Genomic DNA, 21,920 nt, shown 5'->3' on the forward strand with positions numbered 1-21,920 from the left:
AATAATGGCCGCCTTAAGCAAAGAACAAGGTTCGCTCCTTAACTGGATTGGGCAAGGTAACAGCATTGCTGTTTGTATCGAGCTATGCCCTGATCTCGGCAAAGTAATAAGAGGCAAGCGTTATAACCAAGCCCATGAAGAACACTTTCAAAGGCGCACCCTATTTAAGCTTAAAGCTTTAGGATTTATTAAGGAGGAGATCCATTATATAACGGGGATGCGTTACTTGATTTGTACAATCAGCCAACGTGGCCTTGAAAGGCTAGAACATGCTGTTACTCGCTCAAACAGGGAGAGTCATCATGCCTGAAGTCCATAAGCATGATAAGCCGTGGCTAAAGGGAAAGCTTTACGGCCTCCCCTCGTTACATAAAGCTGCCATCATGAGGCACTATAAAAAGCAAGCCACAAGACGTGAAGCTAACCTCTATGTGCTTCATACCACCAAGGCCATTGCGCAGGTGTTGGGTAAAGACAGTCACTTTTACAGTATTAATGTCGAAGACAAAGATCATAAAGCCCAGGCAAAATACCATGCCCGCAGCTGTATAAAAACCGCCGCAACCAGTGGCGATAATTTACTTAACGCCTATAACCGAATTATTCATTACATAACGGGTTATCAGATCACGCCGCCTAAGCTATCGGAAGCGGTACTAAATAACCTTAAAACAGGCACGCTTAACGAAACAGAACTGGCTCAAGTGGTTGGCGTACTCAAACGCGCCAATGATGAGGCATGGTGGAAACCCAAACTCAGGCGTCAACACAACAGGCAGATAGAAACTATCTCTCGCCTATTGAATCAAGTGAATAAACATAGAGGGATCTACGCCAGCAACATCACAGTCGACAACTTCAAAACCCAATGGCAAAACAACCAAGAGCTACTAGAAAACACCATTGCCACTAACGAACTCGATTACAGCGTGAGCCTTGCTGAACTCTCTAAGCTCAATGTCTCAAACCCTGCCATACGCAAAGCCGAACTGATGGTTCGTATACGTGGCTTTGAAGACTACGCCAAACAGATGGGCTACTCTGCCCTATTCCTCACCATGACCACTCCCTCTAAGTATCATAGAAGCTATTCCAAATCAGGGGACGCTAACCCAAACTGGAACGGCGCTACCCCGCTGGATGCACAAGACTATCTCAATCGCACCTTTCAACGTATCAGAGCATCCCTTAACCGAGACAAGATCAGCCCGTTCGGTTTCCGTATTGCCGAACCTCATCATGATGGCACGCCACACTGGCACCTACTGCTGTTTATCCCGACTGTGCAACAGAAAGCCCTAGTCGAGACCTTCGAGAAATATTGCCTAGAGGAAGACGGAGACGAGCAAGGCGCAAAAGAGCGCCGCTTTAAGGTTGAATATATCGACCCAGACAAAGGTTCGGCAACTGGCTATGTGGTTAAGTACGTTTCTAAGAATATTGACGGCGAAGGCATAGACCACGACTCATACGGCAAGGAAGCGGTAACCTCAGCGGTTAGAATCAAAGTGTGGGCGTCTTGTTGGGGCATACGTCAATTTCAGCAGATAGGCGGCGTGGGTGTCACCCAATGGCGCGAGTTAAGGCGCTTAGAAAAAATAACAGACCAAAGCTTAGATTGGGTAGAGACAATCAGAAAAGCGGCTGATGAATCAAACTGGAGCCGTTACACTGAGCTTATGGGTGGTGTGTTTTGTAAAAGGAGTGATCAACCCATCCGTCCTCTATACGCAAACAAAATCGACAAAAGAACCGAAACAACTTTACCCAATGCGGTTTTGAACACCACAACAGCTAACGAATTAACCTATAAGGTTAACCGAGCGACCGTAGTTAACCCAGTAATGAACACCGAACCGGTTATCAATCTAACCGAAACAACCATACCCAATGCGGTTTTGAACACCACAACAGTTACCGATTTAACCTATAAGGTTAACCGAACGAGCATAGCTAACCCAGTGATGAACACCGAACTCACTAACAACTTAACCGAAACAACCATACTGAATGCGGTATTGGGTACCGAACCAGCAACCGAATTAACCTGTAAGGTTAACCGAACGACCGTAGCTAACTCAGTAATGAATACCGAATTCAGTACTAACTTAACCGAAACAACCATACTCAGTACGGTTCTTGGTACCGAAGTAGCCCCCGAACTAACCAAAACAAAGAACCAAAAAAGCATACCCAATTCGGTCATAGAAACCGAACTAGCAACCGAGTTAGGCAATACCTCTAGTGGCTCAAACCAGATTTACAAGAGCAACAGATACGGTGATGCGCTGATGACACAGCTCAAAGGCATTGTCTGTTTAGGTGTTGAGATCATCACTCGCGTCCACGAATGGACGCTTACACATGCTCACAAGCCTAACACTGTTAACTTGGAGTTCTGTCAATAACTGTACTAAATGTACTACCGCGCATGGCGCGGCAGTGTATTCCAAGAGAATAAATCACCAATGTGTAGCATTTGATTAAAGTCTAAAAATGTTTACTAATTAGCTGATAAAGTGAGTGAAATACGCTAGTCTGACCAATATCCAGTAAAGAGAGACTTCAGCATGTCAAAATTACGCTTTTTAGCAGGCTCACTTGAATTAGAAGATAAGCCTATTCATTCAATTATCGCAGAAGAACTGCAAAAATTATTTGCTCATGTTGACGGTTACTTGGCCTATAAGCTTACCTCTTTAGGTAGAAATGATGACTCTGAAGCACCATCATTTATGTTAATTTCAAAAGAATACGGCATCACTTGTTTAGATGTAGTGGAGGGGACTTTAGAAAGTATTCACTATCGTGGTGAGGACGAAATCTGGACAGTTAGCGGTCAAGAAATGTACTCGCGTGATTATTTAATGGACTTATTCACCGATGAAATCAAGTCAAGACTTAAAAATGATTCATCACTATATAGCAGAAAGAAAAAAGATATTATATTCCCCATAAAATCTATCGTCATTTTAAATGCTAATACAAACGCTGATATTAAAAGTAAAGAACCTGAGGATGGCTTTTACTCATATTGTTTTGGCCATGACAACTTGAGTGACAACATTTTAAAAAGCATTAATGACAACCAAGATGAAGCGTTAAGTGATGAAAAACTGGACTTGGTAATAAGCCTTATCGAAGGAACGTATATTTTCCAAGATAAATTCAAAGTCAACACAGAGCAAGAACTAAAAACAATAAATTCATATATAAAAAAGTCACAAGAAAGAACATTTAAACAAGATGAGGCGCAAAGAATAATCTCTTTACAACTACCTAACGGATACCAAAGAATAAGAGGGTTAGCTGGAACAGGTAAAACCATAGTACTATCTTTAAAAGCAGCGATTACACACAAAAGAAAGCCTGACTTCAAGATTTTATATTTATTCAACACTCAAAGCCTATACGAAATAGTAACCAATCTAATTTCAAAGTATTATTTATCAGAAGCAAAAAAAATACCTGACTTTGATAATAAACTTAATATATATCACGCGTGGGGTGGTAGAAATAAAGCAGGCCTTTATTCAGAAATATGTAAAAAACTAGGCGTCACTCCGAAAACATATGGTAATGTTAAAGGAATATCAGACCCTTTAGAGTACATATATCGAGATTTGCTTGATAATCACTCAGATAGAATTGAACCTTTCTATGACATGGTTTTAATAGATGAAGCACAAGACCTATCACCAGCACTTTTTGAAATGGTTTACAAGCTAACAAAATCGCCTAAAAGAATTGTTTGGGCTTATGATGAATTTCAGTCTCTAAAGGCTGATAAAATGAAGAGCGTTGAAGAATTATTTGGCAAAGATTCAGCTGGAGAACCAAATATTTCTGAGGACATGCTCAATGGTACATATCTAGGTGGAATAGAAAAAGACTTTATTTTACCACATTGTTACAGAACACCAAGGCCATTGTTAATGGTTGCTCATGGCGTTGCATTAGGACTTTATAATAAGACTCGTAGAATGCAACTCTTTGACAACAAAAAAGACTGGAATGCAATTGGATATGAACTACTATCACCAAAAGATGCCGATGAAATTCAGGAGTATGATGAAGTTGAATTATTTAGACCAGAAAGTAACAGAAGCAATGGTTTAGAAAAAATCCTTAATGAAAACGGTAAAAACCCTCTAGAACTAGTAAGAGTAAATACACTTAATAGTTTTGAAGAAGAGATGCAGTTTATTTCAACCCAAATAGAATATCTGATAAACAAACAAAATGTATCCCCTGAAAACATAATTGTTATTGATATTAACTATTCTAACGGTTGTAAAGATGAGTGCCTACAGCTCAGACAGTTACTAAATCAAAAAGGTATCAAGTCTGTTACACCTGGATTCGTTGAAAGTGTGGATGTATTTAAAGTTAAAAACCACATCACTATTGCCACTCCTTTTAAAGCAAAAGGAAACGAGTCTGATGTAGTTTTCCTTATGAACTCTCAAAAAGTTTCTTCAGATATAACATTGAGAGCTAGAAATGCCTTTTTCGCTTCTGTAACAAGATCAAGAGGATGGTGTTATATTACTGGGCATGGCCAGTTTATGGAGGTGTTAGAGAAAGAAATCAACTCTATAACAGCAGACTTTCCATACTTTAAATTCACTAGACCGAGTAACGAAAAGGTGAACAATGTAAGAGAGTTACTCAGCAAGTCTGATAAGGAAATTGAGCGAGCAGAAAGAGATATACAGTCTGCTCTCTCCAATCCTGAACTACTATTAGAAACACTTAAAAACAACCCTGAGTTTATGAAAATGTTTAATGATAACGAGGGTTAAAATGGATAAGAAGTCTATTAGCTCAAACATAGAGCAAGTTTGTACTTATTTCAAGAAGATTATAATATCTGATCTAAATATAAATAACACTATGGGACAAACTATATCATGGAACAATTATCAAGCAGGGATAGATAAGGCTGTCTGTTACCAAAGAGAGTACCAAAAACTACTAGACAATCAGCAGTACTCTATTCTATTTGTAGACTCCTCTTTTATCCAACTTTTTTATAAATTCGATGACAAGGGTGACTTAGAGTTAGCGAGATTAGCTTACTACCCACACCCAAAAAAAATGGAAGAATCTTCTGAAGATCTATTTGATTATGCTGAAAATGCTAGCGAACCAATGCAAAACATTTACCTAGAGATGATAGATTTATTAGACGATGATGAAGAAATATTTTCAAATAATTCTCACATAAGATTTGACTATGACTGCAATGTTAAATCACATAGTAAAGCCCATCTACAATTTGGTGGCATTAATGACTTCAGAATAACGACATCAAAAATTATTAGCCCTTTTATATTTTTAGATTCCATATCCAAACACTTTTTCCAAGACTGGTATGAAGAAGCTTCGCAAAAGAAAACCTACATGGCGGCCATGAATGCATCAAAAAAGTTAGAGTTTGTATTTGATGAGATAGATCATTTCTATATTACAACTTAGCAATTACTTATACATTATCATTCAAACACTTCTGTGCCACTTGATAGACAATCGCATTTACCTGCTCATGGGTAAATGCTTGTGACCTGAGCGTTGGAATAGCCTTCACCAACTGCTTGTGATTCATGATGGGGAACGGTGGTTTTGATTGGCTGGTAACAAACCAACCAGGAAACACTAAAACGGGTAATGGGTTAATAGGCAAGCCTACTGATTTTGTTAGCCACTCCCCTACCCATTTACCTTGTCTTGTGGCTTGCTCTAATGGCTTAGTCTCTGTCCAAGATGGGAAAGTTAAACGGTTATCTTTAAAGAAAAGCTGGTAATCTTTGCCGCCATTCTTCTTGTCTTTGGTTCGCTTATGCCGCCCTTTAGTCTCGATGGCAAATACACCATTTTGACCGACAACTAAGTGATCGATATTAAACCCATCGGCTTGTACATCATGAAAGACTTGATAGCCCAATGCCTGTAACCCTATTAACTCACTAGCAGTCGCGAGTTCAGCAGTATGACCTAACCTAACCTTTGCAAGCTGTGACATGGTCTTCCACGTTCGATAACCACTATAGATAAGACCAACAAGAATAAATGCCACTAGAAGCCAGTGAATCGATCCGATAGTTAGAAACGCTTTAAGCCCGAAGTAGGCAAAGGGAAAGCAAACAGCCATTACAGCCATAAGCAAGGCTGACAAAACATCAAACTGAAGATCTTGAATTTGATTCTGTAGACCAAGTGCAGGAATGCGAGTGAGCTGCTCCCTATCAATCGGTAACCTTACAGTTCTATCACGGTGCTTAAGCATCACAAACATCACCAGCAACACGACTCCCATGCCAGAGAGGAGAATCACTATTGATAAAAGGTTTGTGGTTAACTCACTCATACTCATCCTTGAAAGCTCTTACTTCTTTAGTTCGAATCTTACTACAATAAAACTGACAATGAACAGACATTGATTGATTATTCTTCAGGCCTGCTTTAATCTCGTAAAATCATATACCTAAACAAGGATGGCTTATTGTGAAAGCAAGCGTGTTTTGGACTATTTTAGTTGGTGCTTTATTCGGAATATACTTCCTTTCTGGAAGCTTTGGCGTATTGTTCGGAGCAGTGGGCTATCTAGAGAGCTGGGATAAGTCAGAAATTCAAACTCAATGTTTAATGGTTCCTAACGGCCAAGCTATATTGAACAGTGATAAAGCCAAGTGTCAGGCTGTTTTAGACTTTTACAAATCCAAAGGTCGTAGTGGAACACGATGTTTAGACGAACTTTTTCCAGCTTCAAACATAATCATCAAAAACACAGATTTAGTAGAATGCAGTTTATCAATGGAAGAACACCAAGCTAATCTGTTAAAAAAGTCTCTCAACTTATAGATTCATAAAATACTCAAACAGCTCTCCCCATTCCTCCTCTGAGAGCTGTTCTATCCCCCTCACTAACTTATCTCTGCTAGACTCTTGAAGAGCTGAACAAGCATGGTAAAACTTGGAGATGCTAGTGCAGTTTCCCCCCATAAAACTCATGACTATAGTCCTACTGATTGATGGAAGTATTACCAGTGAGTAATCATAGCCCCCCCCCTCAAATGAACATTCAATCTAATCTTGATAAATCTGATAACCGCTTCTATTTTTGTTCTACATACTTATGAGTACATAGCCTGATTTTTGCCCCAAATTATGGAGTGTCTGCTTAATGCTTTCTTATATAGGTCAACTTTTTGCTTCATACATTGGGCTTCACTTTTTTATTGGGAGCCCGCCTAGCATGCCGGCATTTATCTTTGTAGCTCTCATACTTGGGATTATCAATATCGGCACTTTTTTCAAGCAAGAAAGTTACCGATATACAAAAGGAATAAATAAAGCTATTAGGCTGGAAAGAATCGACACTATGGATGGCCTAGAGTTCGAACATTACGTTGCATGGCTTTTAAGTCAAAAAAATTATACTGATGTTGAAGTTACAAAAGGCTCTGGTGATTTTGGAGCCGATATAATTGCTTGCCGTAACGGAAGGCGGTATACCGTACAGGTAAAAAGACACGCTCAGAAAATTTCTAGGAGAGCAATTAGTGATGCTTGTGCTGCTAAAGATTATTATAATTGTACAAACTCGATGGTTGTTACAAACAATTATTTTACTCAAAATGCCATTGAGTTTGCTATGAGTGTAAATTGTGAACTCATCGATCGTGATACCTTAGGTTCTTGGATATTAGATATACAAAGATTTAAATCAACATAATTCAAAATTTACACATTTGTAGTGCCATACGGTATTGAACAGTAGCTAAGGAAGCTTTCTAAGCTCTATAGTTAATTCTAAGTATCCTCAACAACTCACTCCTCTCCTCTCCTGAGAGCTGTTCTATCTCCTTCACTAACTTATCCACCTTCGACTCTTGGATATCAGTCCCCAGCAACTGAGCCGTGGTGATACCAAGCTCTGTCCTGACCTGTTCAACATCTAAGTGAGCATAAGTGCTGGCGGTGATACTGATATCACTATGACCTAGTAGCTTACTCGTGGTTTGGATGTTGCCGCCGCGCATCACACTCCAACTGGCTATGGTTCGCCTCAGATCGTGAATTGTGACACTCTCGCCCTTTTCATCACTTCGTAGCCCTGCTCGTTCGGTAATACGCCACCAGAAGCTGCCCTTACCTGATTTCTCTGTGATATGGCCTGTTTGAGTACGAGGAGCAGGGAAAACGTATTGCTCGCCCTGTTTGGCCTCCTGACTGCGCCGCTTGAGAATATCCATCACCTCTACCGTTAACGGCACAGCATGTGGCTTTTTCACCTTCATCTTGCTAGTCGGGATAAGCCAGATACCGCGCTGATGATCGATCTCTTTCCACTCCATCGTAAACACACAGCTTTTACGTTGGCCTGTTAATAGCAATAGCATCACCACATCTTGATAGATTTGTGGCTCATACTTGAGGGCATCGAGTAGGTTTCTCACTTCAAGTTGATTGAGTATTCGCTCTCGTTTGGTGTCAGCTAGCTTTTTGATTTTGGCAAACGGGTTTTTCTCCTGCTCGCTAAACATCGACTTCATTAGCGATAGGCATTTGTTACGGATGGCGACAGAGTTTTGACTAAGGATTTTCTTTAATAGGTTATTGGCATCGACAGGGGTGATCTCTTCAATCAATAGCTTCGCTACTCTAGGCGCAAGATGTTTACGCCAAAGTGCTTGAGCATCCTTTAATGATTTTTCACGCCGCTCACCCGTTTTGATTTTGAGTTCAAATTCGGAAACGTAGATCTCAAATAACTGCGCCATACTCATGGCTAAGGCTCGCTCTATCTCAGCCTGTTGTATTTTATCCCGTTTTTCCTCATTAGGGTTCAGGCCTTGGGACATAGTGGCCGCATGTTTTAGGGCTAGTTTACGGGCGTTTTCAATGGTGATGGTTGGAAAGTTTCCTAGGGAGACGACTACGGCTCGACCTAAGTGTTTGCGGCGAAAGCGAAAAGTTTTTTTGCCAGAGACTAAAACCTCAACAAAAAGTCCTTTTACTGAGCTTTTATGGCCAATATCATAGATTTTGTAGCGTTTAAGCGGCTTTTCGAGCTGTTCTAAAGCACGTTTTGTAAAAGGAATATCCGTATTCATAATGACTTAGCCTCTGTAAACAACCTAATTCTGTGTCACCCATGTATCACCAGCGGGGTTAATTTAAGCTAATTTACAGTAATTTTGGTTAAAGTCAAAAACGCAATTCCGCCTATAAGCGACTGATTGGTATGAGTTAGTTAATTTTCATCAATTTTGGTTAATGTCACCAGACCTCACCTGTGGGGAGACCATAATTGCCGCCAAGTGCTGACTGGCACTTGTTGAGCAGTTCCTTTCTGATATACCAGCCTTCATTTTCCTTTATACGTTTTTTTGATTAAAGCTATTTCAAAGTAATCTATCGCCTGTAGCGGGCTGATGTGCAGATACTTCAGTGACGCGCTGCAAGTACGCTCCCTGTAAGCTCGATGACAGCATCCATGCTGTCAACGGTCACAGCCGCATCTACACCAGTTAACATAAAGCAAGTATATCTCTTCGAATAACCAGTGATGGGTAAGGCAAGTTTACATTTTTGTAGTAAGCTAACATCACGCGCCATTGACTATGGCGCGTGTGGAGATTGGTAGGTGTTTTATCCTCTTTTGATAAGAGAGGATCACTTCTTTTCCAGCAGAAACCAGCTCAGGTCGTCTTGGGGAAAGTTGGTGTCTCTGTGGTAGCTAAAGCCATAATCGACCAGTTTCAGATCCGGGTACCTGTCTAACATCTCACCGGCAAAGTCACGCTTGAATAACTTGCCCTGATGCCCACGATAAGGCACCTCTACCGGTGAGGGGTTGTAGTACTCGGTTATACAGATATAACGGGAGCTGGTTTGATAAAGCGCTTCATAAACTTTTGAGAGGGCGTCGGGGTTTATGTGGATCAGCACTCCCTTGATAAAGCTCATCTCATAGGTTCGATTCGGTGTAAACTCTAACAGAGAGTCATGGATAACGGTGAGATCATCTATCTGCTTTAACTGCTCCACCGCTTTCTCATTTATCTCAATGGCGGCCAGCTCACTGCCAGGCAGCAGCTGTTTAAAGGCGTGGATATTCATGCCGATGTTGGCACCAAACTCTATCAGGGACCCCACTCTCTCTGTACGACTTAAGATACGGGTAAAGAGTGCCAGATTGCTGGCCAGCAGCTGCTGGCCCTGATTACGCTCGATATAAGCATTACCGAACTCACCGGCCCAAAAGCTTTCCTGCTCTGTTTTAAATGTCATGTTCTAACCTTATTCTTTGTCCTATGACTATCGGTATTTTCATGATAGTTAACACACTAAACAGCGGCTAGCGCCGCCCTTAACATCAAGCCCTGACTAGAGCGCAATATATTCCATTTTCAACGCCGTCCCCTCTCCCAGATCCTGGGTGAAAGTTTTACCTATCAATGACTCCAGATGTTTAGGTGCAAGGCCAAATCCTGGACGAATACTCTTAACATTTTCAGCCGTGATGCGCTCCCCCGCCTTCACCGGTTTCACCACATAGAGTGAACGCCTGAACTGTAAATTCGCCTTTTCGGACGCGCTTCGGCTGTAGTTGACCTTACCCAGTGACGACCAGGCCAACTTACTGTCGTGACAGAGCTGTCTTAGTTCATCGGGTTCGAGGGAGAAGCTGTCATCGGGTCCGCCACCGCTCCTGTCCAGAGTCACATGCTTCTCGATAATACTCGCTCCCAGGCTGGTTGCGGCAATGGCAGTGACATTACTCAGAGTATGATCCGACAAGCCGGTAACGAGATTAAATCTGTTTTTCATATCGACCAGGGTCGCCAGATTATAATCATCTGCCGATGCCGGATAGGCACTGACACAGTGAAGTATCGCTAAATCCTTACAGCCACAACTTCTTGCCGCATCGATGGCTTCACCAATCTCTTCCTCATTCGCCATTCCGGTCGAGATAATCAACGGCTTTCCGGTACTGGCCGCATATTTAATCAATGGGATATCAACCGCTTCGAATGAGGCAATTTTATAGGCCGGAGCGTTTAGATCCTCTAACAGGTCAACTGCCGTAGTATCGAAGGGGGAGCTGAAGATAGTGATCCCAAGCTGACGTGCATAATCGAACAGAGGTTTGTGCCAATCCCATGGAGTATGGGCCCACTCATAGAGTTGATAGAGGGTCTTACCATCCCATAAGCCACCATGGATCTGAAAATCGGCACTTCTGCTATCGATGGTGATGGTATCTGGTCGATAGGTCTGCATCTTGACGGCATCGGCCCCGGCTCTTTTAGCATGGGCGATGATATCAAATGCCACCTGAATGTTGCCATTATGATTAGCTGATAATTCAGCAATAATATAAGGCGGTAGCCCAGCACCTATCGCTCTACCTTCAATCGAAATTACATTACTCATTCGCTTCCTCTAAAGGGTATTGTACCCATTGGCTTTTATCTACCTGCATATAGCCCATACTTTTAAAGAGTGATTTTGAAGCAAAATTTTCAGGTAGAACAGTTGCAAAAATGGTTATCGACTTAAAAGCAAGTCTTATCAACTCGAGGGCAGACTTTGCTACTCCTTGACGGAAACAATCAGGCGCGGTAAAGATAGAGATTTGATAGAAATCATTCTCCTTCATGGGGTCTAAACGCACCATGCCCACATCTGTTTTTTTTCGGCGAATAATAAACAAAAAACTTTTATGATCAATAACTTTATTACTAAACCATTCACAATGTTCTTGCCATGAAGGAACCGCCGAGACAAGAGCAAATCTGCGAGTCTCTGGCGCTTGTTGCCACTCAAACAAACGCTCACAATCCTGCCAACTTGCTCGTTTCAGGTATATCTCCTCACCTCGAGAACCTACCGTTGTGAACAAGCTAATCGCCACCCGGCTTGCCCCCATTCCATCGAGCAACCTACCCGCTTTGGTAACCATATTTTGATAGTTAGCTTCACATTCAGCTATCGCGCTATCCAAGCTACCTGGAGTTAACTCCTCCGGTTTGCCCAAAGATATTGCCACCCCCTGCTCGGCTAACCTCTGTGCTACTGTACGCTGATTATCGGCCAATGTGATACTCAACGAGGGCAGAGAAAGAACGCACCTCTCCCAAGCACTCGAGCCGGCAGCTCCGATAGCTATATCTGACTCCATGATTAAATCGGCCATATTAGTCACAGAAGTGTGCAGCTTACATTGGAATCTAGATTGTTCAACAACTGTTTCCAGCGCTGATAAATTAGGATTATTTGGGCCTACTATCACATTGAAGCGGGTCAAATCTGATAATTGAGTAACCTCTAGCATTGCAATAACCTTCCCGGTTATATTATCAACATCGGTTCCCCCTAGACTGAGCAATATGGAGTTAATTTTAACATGTTGCTTTCGAAGAATAAGTGCTTGCTCACTGGCAAGAGCAAACTCATCCCGTAATAATCCAAACTCTGTGCCTAAAAAAAGCTCAGCCTCCGATGTTAAATGGGGGAGATAATCTTGAACAGAACGTTCAAAGGTCTGGTCCAATAAACGGTCGCAGCTATATTCACGGTCAGCTAAATCATCTATTACCATTAACTTATATTCGAGTCGCTGTACAGCTTCATGCCAACGACTATCAATTGCATAGTGATCAACAATCAACCAATCCAGTTCTGATTCGGAAAGAATATGAAGCGTTAGTTGCGCATCCTCCTGCCAATCTCGGCCCAGCCAGGAGGCACATTCTTGCTTTTCATTGGAATTTGGTAGCCTATGAACCTGATAACCTTTTTCTGTAATGAAGTTATTCAGATTTCCCGGGTGCTCAGTAGATATAAACTCAACCTGACAACCAAACTCTGTCAACTTATCAGCCAAAGTTAAACAGCGATAGACATGACCACATCCAATTTGCAGTGATGCATCCACTCTAAAAATAATCTTCAAGATAATCACCTATTTTGGTAAAACTCGAAAAGTGCTTCAGCCAAAGACCAGTCTTCATGAGTATCTATATCAACCACGCTACCTTTTGGTAAAACAAGCCCACTAGCTTTATCACTGTATATCGGCTTAGATGCAAGAAATGCTGATACTATGCCCCAGTAAAACTGGCCTGTATCATAATAAGCGGGTTTTAAATCCTGACTACGGGTATTAAGATTCTCAGGAGCAAACATCGAAATCTTAAGAGATTCATCTAAACTAATCGCTCGTTGAATTGGCGATGGGTACTCACACACTGGAAATAGATAATCTGCTTGTCTCTGCTTGATCTGTTGCAACCCCTCCCTAAGTTGTATGGCTGTAACAAAAGGGGCCGTCGCATAAATACAGCAGCAATAATCATATTGCTCTTCTCTTTCGAGCATTGCTTTTATGGCATGCTCAATCACCATCAGAGTTGTAGCATGATCGTCGGCAATATCAGCCGGTCGCATAAATGGCACTTCCGCACCATACTTTTTTGCAACCCGGGCAATCTCTTCACTATCGGTCGAAACGATGACACGGTCGAAACAGCCACTGTTGATAGCAGCCTCTATCGAATAAGCTATGATAGGTTTGCCATTGAAGAGTTTGATATTTTTCCCGGGGATCCGCTTGCTGCCTCCTCTGGCGGGAATAATAGCGATATTCATCCGAGTAAACCTCTCAGTGTGTCTATGATAAAACACTGCTCCTCTTCCGTTAAATCAGGAAATAGAGGAAGGGTTAAACAGTGTCGATAGAAATATTCGGCTTCAGGAAAATCCTGTTCGGCAAAGCCCCTCTTGAGGTAATAGGGCTGAAGGTGTACCGGAATATAGTGAACATGAACCCAAATACCAGCGGCTCTCATCGCATCGAAAATGGCCTTTCGATCGAGCTCATCGGGTAACAGGACAATCATCAGGTGGTACGCGCTGTGACTCTCTTCCAAGGGGGTAACACACTTTAGCCCAAGCGCTTTAAATGCGTCGAGATAGCCGCCTACCAGCTTGTTGCGCCGGGCAATAAAGCTGTCCAAACGCTTGATTTGACTGTTGCCTAATGCGGCCTGTAGCTCAGTCATACGATAATTGAAGCCCAGAGAGTGCTGCTCATAATACCAGTCCCCCTCATCGGGTCTCAGCATTGCCTCACTATTCCTGATGATGCCGTGACTACGCAGCTGCGCCATAGTCTCGGCTAGCAAGGCATCGTTGGTCGTGGCAACGCCGCCCTCGGCGGTAGTGATGATCTTCACCGGATGAAAACTAAATACCGTTATGTCGCTGTACTGACATGCGCCTATCATGCGACCTTGGTGGCTGCCGCCGATACCATGGGAGGCATCTTCAATGACCTTTACCCCATAGCTTTTGGCCAACTGCCCTATGGCCTGCATATCACAACTGTGACCGGCCATATGAACAGGGATGAGTACTTTCGGCAAACAGTCATCGGCCTTCGCCTGCTTGAGCTTTCTCTCCAGCGCCTCAGGGCACATATTGCCCGTCAACCTGTTCACATCCACGAAGTTAACCGAGGCTCCACAGTAGAGCGCGCAGTTGGCTGAGGCGACAAATGTTATCGGACTTGTCCAGACGCAGTCGCCCTGACCGACACCTAAGGCCAGACAGGCCAGATGCAACGCCGAGGTAGCACTGTTCGCCGCGACGGCATATTTAGCCGAGGTAACTGCGCAGATACTCTTCTCAAACAGTGGAACCTGCGGTCCCTGAGTCAGGAAATCTGATTTCAGTACCGCTGTCACCGCTTCAACATCTTCATCCGAGATATTTTGGCGTCCATATGGGATCATTAATCTTTCCCTTCATCAAGCTGCTTTATTTGCTCAATCGACAGGAAGTCCGGGTTATTGCCCGAATGATACTCAAACCCCATAGGCACACTCTTTCCTTTCTCACCGAGTAGATTTTTCGAATAATCGATATCTTTACCAAAGAAGGTGATGCTGGGTGTAATAACAAAATGATCATCAAACTCTATCGTATGATGTGAATCGTCTCCCGGACACATGATCTCATGTAGTTTCTCACCGGGCCTTATCCCTACTATCTCATGTTTCAAGCCGGGACCACACGCTTCTGCAAGGTCAGTAATACGGACCGAAGGAATCTTGGGCACAAAGATCTCGCCGCCCTGCATTCTGGCAAAGTTCGTTAACACGAAGTCGACCCCATCTTGCAAGGATATCCAAAAACGCGTCATATCCGGATGAGTAATGGGTAGCGAAGTGGCACCATCTTCAATCAGCCCTTTAAAGAATGGAACGACCGAACCGCGAGAGCCGACAACATTGCCGTACCTCACCGCAGAAAAACGTGTAGTTCCCTCTCCGACCATGTTATTGGCCGCAACGAAAAGTTTGTCTGAGGCAAGCTTGGTCGCACCATATAAATTTATCGGGCCTGCAGCCTTATCGGTCGATAGTGCAATAACACGCTTAACCTTGTTAGCTATCGCCGCTTTAATGACATTCTCGGCACCATAGATATTGGTCTTGATGCACTCCATGGGGTTATATTCAGCTGCGGGAACCTGTTTAATCGCCGCCGCGTGGATCACATAATCAACATCCCTGAACGCCTGCATCATACGGTCGCCATCGCGCACATCTCCCAAAAAGTAACGCATACAGGGCGCATTAAACACCTGCTGCATCTCAAATTGTTTGAGCTCATCCCTTGAGAGGATGATCAACCGCTTAGGCTTATAACGTTCAAGGATGGTTTTGGTATATTTGTGTCCAAAGGAACCGGTGCCGCCTGTGATTAGAATTGATTTATTATCAAACATGAGTTCTCCAACCTGTTAAGTCAGCGCCGTCACTCTAATTCACTCTTTTAAATCAGATAGCGCACCATATGTGTTGTTAAATAAATGCAAACTTTAAGCCAACAAGACTAGATGCCCTTCAAGATGAGTCATTAACCAACTCTAAAAACTTGAGACAAGCACCGATTGTTAGCCTAAACAGAGCAGATATATCTATTCCAGTTAGCTTAACCACAGCATAGTAATAAGTATATAAATATCCAGATTTATTCAATATTTTGTTATTTATCTCCCTAAAAAACGCCACCTTTATCTGTAAATTCCTAGAAAATTAATTTTTTTATCCTCCTTCTATTCATTGAACATTTGGCTTACTCTTTGCTTAAACAGGATAGCAATCCGGATATAAATTTGCTGATCGGCAACTTATATGCCCACTCAAGGGGCTAATCCCTTGTTAGCTGACAGAAATTTGACGACTGGGTAAACCATAAAACAACTTAATAAGAGGCCGATATGCAAGAGAGTCAATCTACTATTTTAAACACTTTTGCAGTAAACCCATTCGGTGAATACTACCTACCCAGCATCAATCGGACGCAATTTGAAAGTATTGATTCTAAAACTCAATACGATACCAAGTTTAAGCAAGACTTTGGCCGTGAAGATACCCTCCACGTGGTTATCGGTATGGACTCCGGATTACTGGCTAATTATGTTCTCGAGACAGGAGTCGCCGAAGGAAGTCGTTTCATTTTCGTAGAGCTCGATGCAGCCCTCAGCCTGCTACAGATCGAGATCCCCAAGGAATTTAAGCAGTCACTACATATCTGTACGCTTTCCGAGTTCAGCGAATTGTTGAAAGAGGAAACGAATGAACTTTTTGTCATTAAAGACCGATGTTCTTTTTATCGTTCATTAGGCGCCGCATCAAACCATTTAGAGGAGTACACCCTCCTATGCAATGATGTCGAAAAGATTATTCAAAATACCTATTTTGACTCTGAAGTTAGTTTCTCACAAAAAATATTCGTTAAAACTCAACTTGAAAATATCATCGAGAATCGTCAGCCGGCATCTGTTTTAAAAGATCAATTCACAGGCATGGCCTGCATCATCATCGCCGGTGGCCCTTCTCTGGATCAACACATTGAGTGGATAAGATCTCAGTCCGATAATCTGATCGTCATTGCCGTCTCCCGTATAGCATCCAAGCTGTACAATGAGGGGATAAAACCCGACATTATCGTCTCTGTAGATCCTCAGGATCACAGCTTCGAAGTCAATCGCGAGATGATGTCACTCCATAAAGAAGCACTTTTTGTACAATCATTCCATGTCTGTTCACGCATGAGTGCACAGTGGCAGGGAAGAAGTCTCTACCTGGGAAACAGGATCCCATGGAATAAGAGCTTAGATGAAAATAATATTGAATCTATCGGACCTACGGTAACAAATAGTGCTGTTCATTTAGCACTGAATATGGGCTTTTCACAGCTACTGCTGTGTGGCGTGGATCTATGCCACTCAAAAGACGGGTATACCCATGCTAAAGGCACATTAGAAGCAAGCCTGGGCCCCAATTTAGGTCAAATTTGTGAATGGGTCGATACCTACGCCGGCTATAAGGCTGAGACTCTGATCCAACTTCTTTGTGCCATTGAATCACTCGAGAATCAGGTTGCAGCTTTCTCTGAACGCACCTTTATCAACCTTTCCCGAACTGCAGCCATAGTCAAGGGAGTAAGCTATCAAGCAACCAAAGATATTCAACTTCAAGCCATAGCAACAGAGAAACGTCAATTACTACAAACTATCGGGAGTACCGACTCTAAACAGGAAAAAGTTGAAGAGATAGAAGGCTGGATTAACGAACTGGATGAGACGGCTAAATCCATGGGAGAGATCACCACCCTTTCATCGAACGCACTCAGGTATAGTCGGGAGATGGCGAAGCAGGATGTTACCCCACAGCAGTTAAGTGCTCTGTCTGAAAAAATTGAAACTATAGAGCAGGAACTCAATAGTAAATATCACTCACTGAGCCAGTTGATTAAGTTCTACGGCTATTATGAATTTACAAAATTCTTAACAACCAAAGAGTCCGATAGCTGGTCGCAGAAGCAGCTCAATGAGATGACTTTCAGCTACTATGATGCTTTCGAGAAAATATCAGAAACGCTGCACAACTTGATAAACAACTCGCTGCAGAGAAGCAAGAGCCGCCTATTGGAAACCTGCAGCAGTAGCAAAATAACGGAGCTCGCTAAACAGTGGCGGGCCGACAATCAGCAAGGCCGTGTCAGGATATGGAAGCAGGCCCACCCCGACTATATGGAACATTGTAAACCTCACCTTGAGCTCATCGAAGAGTTAGAAAATGAATACCAGGAGCAATTAACCAACGATAGAAAAGTATATGTCGATGCAGTAAAGAAAACGACGACCCTTGAACGTGCGTTCACAAAAATCATGGTTCTGGTCAATGCAAAACATCTCGCAGGCCTGAAACAGATGGCGACATGTCTGCAGCCGGTAGCGGCTCACGAAGATGAAGCGAACCGCTTGTATCATCTGGCCTATGGTCATCAACTGTATTTAGAGGAACAATACGAGGAAGCATTGACCTGTATGCTCGATCTGCCTGATGAGCTAGTCACTGAGCCAGAGTTAAAGCTGACACTTAGGCTGTCGCTGAAACTGATGAAGCTTGAGCAAGCCAGCAAGGCTCTTAAAAAGGCGACCTCATACAGTGATGAATATCTGCCGCAATATGCCAACGTACTCAGACTTCAGGGGCTGACACAGGAATCTGTAAACACCTATCTGGACTATCTGGACAGATACCCATCGGATCTGATGGTGTGGCTGAAATTCGGTACTTTCATGTTCGATATTAGACAGATACAAGCCGCTATCGACGCCTTTAGTCATGTTATTCAATCTGACCCGGATAATCAGGTGGCACTGAGTTATCTGACAAAAATCGATACCATGCTCAATGCAGAGCAAGGCAGTTAAATTGCCCCTATTTCCTTAAGCCGCCGCTTAACAGTATAATGCCGGTTAACAGATAATTAATCGGCATTTGAACCGCCGTAGCTTAGTTAGTCCCGGAGACCCCGCTTGTCACATACCTATATCCCGCTTGAGCAATACAAACGTAAATGGATCTTTAACCACAAAGATCTGCCTGTAACCGATGAAGACAAGGCAGAGATAAAACCATTGGATCAGAAGGGTTCGATGGAAGTATGGAAAAAGTGGATCAGCAACCGCAGCAACCTTTCAGAACAGTTTTCAAAAGGTGACTGGGCGGCTAAGGGCGATGCCTGGAAAGAGACCGATCACTGGCAGAGTGCATGGGACAGTGAAGATCCGGCACTTCCGGAGATGTTTGCCGAGTTTTTTGACTGGAAAGACGATGCAACCGTATATTTTTGCTACGAAAAATATCAGGTGATCGAGACTCGATGGGATGTATTCGTTCGAAACTGGAAATGTTTTCTCTTCTTCGATGACGGCCCTTTGCTTATCTCACCAAAACACAAACAGGCGGCTTTCATTCATCAAAATGGCCAATATCAGTTAGGTCATCGAGGCTAGCTCGTAGCTCGTAGCTCGTAGCTCGTAGCTCGTAGCTCGTCAGCATACTAACAACAATAAAAATATCAGAGGTTTTATGAAGTCCCTCACCCATTCTTTACCAAGCAAGCTATTATCCACCAGTCTGCTGGCAGGCAGCTTGCTGCTCTGCAGTCCGCTCAGTGCCAAAGAGGTAGCGGGTATCGAGCTTGCCGAACAGATCACGGTTGAGTCGACGCAGTTGCAACTCAATGGCGCCGGTGTACGTAGCAAGTTCTTTATCGACCTCTATGTAGGCAGCCTGTATCTGCCCTCAGGCGGTGACAACATCGGCGAGGTTATTGACGCGCCGGTTTCGGCGGTTCGATTAAACATCACCTCGGGGATGATCACCAGCGATAAGATGCGTGATGCAATCGAAGATGGATTCGAGGATGCAACCGATGGCAATACGGATGAGATCAAGCCTCAAATAGATAAGTTTATGGCGCTGTTCAGTGATGCGATTATTGAGGGCGATCAATTCACCTTGGCCACAGATAAAGCATCGGGCGTCACCGCTTACAAGAATGGCGTAGCGCAGGCGACTATCGAAGGCGAAGCATTCAGGCTGGCGCTGCTAAAGATCTGGCTCGGAGACAACCCGGCTCAAACCAGCTTAAAGAAGGCGATGCTGGGAGAGTAAACTGAAAGCGTCGCTGAAATTTCAACGAGAGACAGCAAAGGGTGTTGGTTTCCAGCACCCTTTTTCATATCTGCAAGAAGAACCCGGTTAAAATTTATATTTGATGGCCAGAGCCAGCGCGCCCTGGTTTTCAATGCTCTCTGTACCTGCCGAATTATCGAGTTTGGTTTCGCTTAGCTCCATCTCCGTGTCAAAGTAATACCCTGCATAGACGTTAAAAGATAATGAGTGACTCACCTCCCAACCAACCCGCACAAAGCTGACCCACTCATCCACTTCCACTGTAATATCATCATCTTCAACCAAAAACCTTTGGGTGCGTTTAGATGTACCTAAGCCAAATTCGATGTCCGGGCTAAACCTATAACTCAGTTCCAGCCCCGCAGGGCCGGTAAAACCGGCAGTAAATGGATTACCTAACCGCCAGTTTTCATCTATTTGCCAGTTAATCACAAGATAAGGTAGGGTTCTGACCTCAGAGATATCATTGAGATACGCCACTCCCACCCCCAGCAGATCTCCCCCTTCAAAGCGGTACATCGCCGATGTCACCACCCCATAACTCAAAGCATGACCCGCAGAAGCCGTATCGGCATAGGCATACTGTAATTTCGGCGCCAACATAAACATCCAATGTCTTCCCTGCCGATAACTCAATGAAAAACCAGCACTATATCTATCGACCTGCTGCCAGCTGCTGAGGTTGGAGTCGAATAATGTCGCCCCCCTTTCTTGCCAGTCATAGTCCAGATCTGCATAACCCAGATTAAAACCTAACGACCATTGTCGATTCAGAGAAAATGACGCTTTGCCGTCAATTAGCCATGAACTCCTTTGAAGTCGCTGCTGCCCCTGAACAAGCTCGGCTTCGCCGGTAGTAATATGTGAAACGCTGACACTGAAAGGAGAGCTGCTGTTTGGCACTACCGCATTGGCGTCGATTGTGTAGTTAAGAGAGGTAATAAGTGTTACAAAAAATAATAATGACCTAAAAAAAGACGGGTTATCCATGCTTAATCCTTAGCGTTAGGTAAATACCTCTTTAATACTCCTCAATATACATGCTGTCATGGGCATAGCAATAAACCTGGCAAGCCGGAGTCATTAAAAATAGCCGTAACATCCAGGTTCGCTGCTCACAAATTTTCCACTTTATAAGCCCTCAAAAACATAGCGACACACTCTTTGACATACTCCTCTCGCCCCTCGATTAACTCCCCGACATCCAGGCCAAGCTCCAGCTTCATTCGCATCTCACCAAACATCATCAGGCAGAGACGCACCGCGCAATCACGAGGCTTATCGAAATGATATAGCCCTTTCTTATCAACAGCTTCAAGATAACCGGATAGCATATCAAGCAGGTGATGTGGTCCGGCGTCAAAGAACAGAGCGGAGACTTCCGGGTGAGTTTCGGCTTGTGCAACACAGGCGGTAAATACGGTTATCGCTTCAGGGCTGACAATCATGTCGCCAAAGTACTCACCGAAGTTAGCCAATGCTCTTTGTGGCTCATCGGGGTCGGCAAACAGCTCAGATGTTAACTGACTGACAACACACTTAGATTTAATCGAAGCGATGAAAAGCTCATCCTTACAGCCGAAGTGGGAATAAACCGTCTGTTTAGAGACACCGGCCCTTTTGGCAACTTCATCCATGCTGGTATTAGGGAAACCGTGGCCACAGAAGAGCTCTATCGCGGCTTCGAGGATCTGAACCCGTTTTTGCTCACTTCGACTCAGGTTTAAACTGGAGAGTACGGCGGTCACTTTTCACCCCTGGCTAACATAACTCATATATCTTAGACACATTTAATCACAAAGTAGACTAGACAGTCTAGTTTTCACAAAATAGACTAAACAG

The 21,920-nt window shown here is 43.4% G+C and carries 19 protein-coding genes; 9 read left to right on the top strand and 10 right to left on the bottom strand.

What is annotated here, in order from left to right; translation table 11 throughout:
- Nucleotides 1–4: 4 nt before the first annotated feature.
- From Q1B47_RS08110 to Q1B47_RS08125, 4 genes are all read left to right on the top strand, one after another.
- The gene (locus Q1B47_RS08110) at nt 5–310 is read left to right on the top strand and encodes a hypothetical protein (protein ID WP_299791428.1); all 306 of its coding nucleotides are present in this window, start codon (nt 5–7) and stop codon (nt 308–310) included.
- Nucleotides 303–2,408, top strand: coding sequence for a replication endonuclease (locus Q1B47_RS08115; RefSeq protein ID WP_299791431.1), 2,106 nt, complete (start codon nt 303–305; stop codon nt 2,406–2,408). The genes Q1B47_RS08110 and Q1B47_RS08115 overlap by 8 nt, the downstream gene beginning before the upstream one ends.
- Before the next feature lie 162 nt (nt 2,409–2,570).
- A complete protein-coding gene (locus Q1B47_RS08120) occupies nt 2,571–4,805 on the top strand; it encodes an ATP-binding domain-containing protein (RefSeq protein ID WP_299791434.1) in 2,235 nt (744 codons plus the stop codon).
- Between the two features lies 1 nt (nt 4,806).
- Nucleotides 4,807–5,481 (top strand): DUF2290 domain-containing protein, encoded by a 675-nt coding sequence (locus Q1B47_RS08125; protein ID WP_299791437.1) that lies wholly within the window; start codon nt 4,807–4,809, stop codon nt 5,479–5,481.
- A gap of 7 nt (nt 5,482–5,488) precedes the next feature.
- Here Q1B47_RS08125 and Q1B47_RS08130 read toward each other — a convergent pair whose 3' ends face one another.
- Nucleotides 5,489–6,370, bottom strand: coding sequence for a nuclease-related domain-containing protein (locus Q1B47_RS08130; protein WP_299791440.1), 882 nt, complete (start codon nt 6,368–6,370; stop codon nt 5,489–5,491).
- Nucleotides 6,371–6,507: 137 nt separating this feature from the next.
- Here Q1B47_RS08130 and Q1B47_RS08135 point away from each other — a divergent pair, with 137 nt between their 5' ends.
- Both Q1B47_RS08135 and Q1B47_RS08140 read left to right on the top strand, forming a co-directional pair.
- Complete coding sequence (locus Q1B47_RS08135) at nt 6,508–6,864, top strand: hypothetical protein (RefSeq protein WP_299791443.1); 357 nt, start codon at nt 6,508–6,510, stop codon at nt 6,862–6,864.
- Nucleotides 6,865–7,258: 394 nt separating this feature from the next.
- Nucleotides 7,259–7,738: a restriction endonuclease gene (locus Q1B47_RS08140; RefSeq protein WP_299791446.1), complete on the top strand. Its 480-nt coding sequence runs from the start codon at nt 7,259–7,261 to the stop codon at nt 7,736–7,738.
- Between the two features lie 58 nt (nt 7,739–7,796).
- Here Q1B47_RS08140 and Q1B47_RS08145 read toward each other — a convergent pair whose 3' ends face one another.
- From Q1B47_RS08145 to pseB, 7 genes are all read right to left on the bottom strand, one after another.
- Nucleotides 7,797–9,119: a site-specific integrase gene (locus Q1B47_RS08145; RefSeq protein ID WP_299791449.1), complete on the bottom strand. Its 1,323-nt coding sequence runs from the start codon at nt 9,117–9,119 to the stop codon at nt 7,797–7,799.
- 562 nt (nt 9,120–9,681) lie between these two features.
- Nucleotides 9,682–10,299: a pseudaminic acid biosynthesis-associated methylase gene (locus tag Q1B47_RS08150; protein ID WP_299791452.1), complete on the bottom strand. Its 618-nt coding sequence runs from the start codon at nt 10,297–10,299 to the stop codon at nt 9,682–9,684.
- Between the two features lie 96 nt (nt 10,300–10,395).
- Nucleotides 10,396–11,448 (bottom strand): pseudaminic acid synthase, encoded by a 1,053-nt coding sequence (gene pseI, locus Q1B47_RS08155; protein ID WP_299791455.1) that lies wholly within the window; start codon nt 11,446–11,448, stop codon nt 10,396–10,398.
- Nucleotides 11,441–12,970 (bottom strand): UDP-2,4-diacetamido-2,4,6-trideoxy-beta-L-altropyranose hydrolase, encoded by a 1,530-nt coding sequence (gene pseG / locus Q1B47_RS08160; RefSeq protein WP_299791458.1) that lies wholly within the window; start codon nt 12,968–12,970, stop codon nt 11,441–11,443. Before pseG ends, pseI begins: the two co-directional genes overlap by 8 nt.
- Before the next feature lie 5 nt (nt 12,971–12,975).
- Entirely contained in the window at nt 12,976–13,665 is a 690-nt protein-coding gene (pseF, locus tag Q1B47_RS08165) for a pseudaminic acid cytidylyltransferase (protein ID WP_299791461.1), read from the bottom strand.
- Nucleotides 13,662–14,810: a UDP-4-amino-4,6-dideoxy-N-acetyl-beta-L-altrosamine transaminase gene (pseC, locus tag Q1B47_RS08170; RefSeq protein ID WP_299791463.1), complete on the bottom strand. Its 1,149-nt coding sequence runs from the start codon at nt 14,808–14,810 to the stop codon at nt 13,662–13,664. The genes pseF and pseC overlap by 4 nt, the downstream gene beginning before the upstream one ends.
- The gene (pseB, locus tag Q1B47_RS08175; protein WP_299791466.1) at nt 14,810–15,808 is read right to left on the bottom strand and encodes a UDP-N-acetylglucosamine 4,6-dehydratase (inverting); all 999 of its coding nucleotides are present in this window, start codon (nt 15,806–15,808) and stop codon (nt 14,810–14,812) included. Before pseB ends, pseC begins: the two co-directional genes overlap by 1 nt.
- A 495-nt stretch (nt 15,809–16,303) precedes the next feature.
- On the opposite strand from pseB, the gene Q1B47_RS08180 reads away from it, so the two are divergent.
- The 3 genes from Q1B47_RS08180 to Q1B47_RS08190 all read left to right on the top strand — a co-directional run bounded on the left by Q1B47_RS08180 (nt 16,304) and on the right by Q1B47_RS08190 (nt 20,057).
- Nucleotides 16,304–18,808 (top strand): 6-hydroxymethylpterin diphosphokinase MptE-like protein, encoded by a 2,505-nt coding sequence (locus Q1B47_RS08180; protein WP_299791469.1) that lies wholly within the window; start codon nt 16,304–16,306, stop codon nt 18,806–18,808.
- A 105-nt stretch (nt 18,809–18,913) separates the two neighbouring features.
- Nucleotides 18,914–19,393 (top strand): DUF2947 domain-containing protein, encoded by a 480-nt coding sequence (locus Q1B47_RS08185; protein WP_299791472.1) that lies wholly within the window; start codon nt 18,914–18,916, stop codon nt 19,391–19,393.
- Nucleotides 19,394–19,469: 76 nt separating this feature from the next.
- The gene (locus tag Q1B47_RS08190; RefSeq protein WP_299791475.1) at nt 19,470–20,057 is read left to right on the top strand and encodes a chalcone isomerase family protein; all 588 of its coding nucleotides are present in this window, start codon (nt 19,470–19,472) and stop codon (nt 20,055–20,057) included.
- 87 nt (nt 20,058–20,144) lie between these two features.
- On the opposite strand, the gene Q1B47_RS08195 is transcribed toward Q1B47_RS08190, so the two are convergent.
- Together Q1B47_RS08195 and Q1B47_RS08200 are read right to left on the bottom strand one after the other, a co-directional pair.
- Nucleotides 20,145–21,068, bottom strand: coding sequence for a DUF6268 family outer membrane beta-barrel protein (locus Q1B47_RS08195; RefSeq protein ID WP_299791478.1), 924 nt, complete (start codon nt 21,066–21,068; stop codon nt 20,145–20,147).
- Between the two features lie 125 nt (nt 21,069–21,193).
- Complete coding sequence (locus tag Q1B47_RS08200) at nt 21,194–21,826, bottom strand: TetR/AcrR family transcriptional regulator (protein WP_299791481.1); 633 nt, start codon at nt 21,824–21,826, stop codon at nt 21,194–21,196.
- Nucleotides 21,827–21,920: the final 94 nt, after the last annotated feature.

This window comes from uncultured Shewanella sp. (assembly GCF_947501225.1).
Lineage (GTDB): Bacteria > Pseudomonadota > Gammaproteobacteria > Enterobacterales > Shewanellaceae > Shewanella.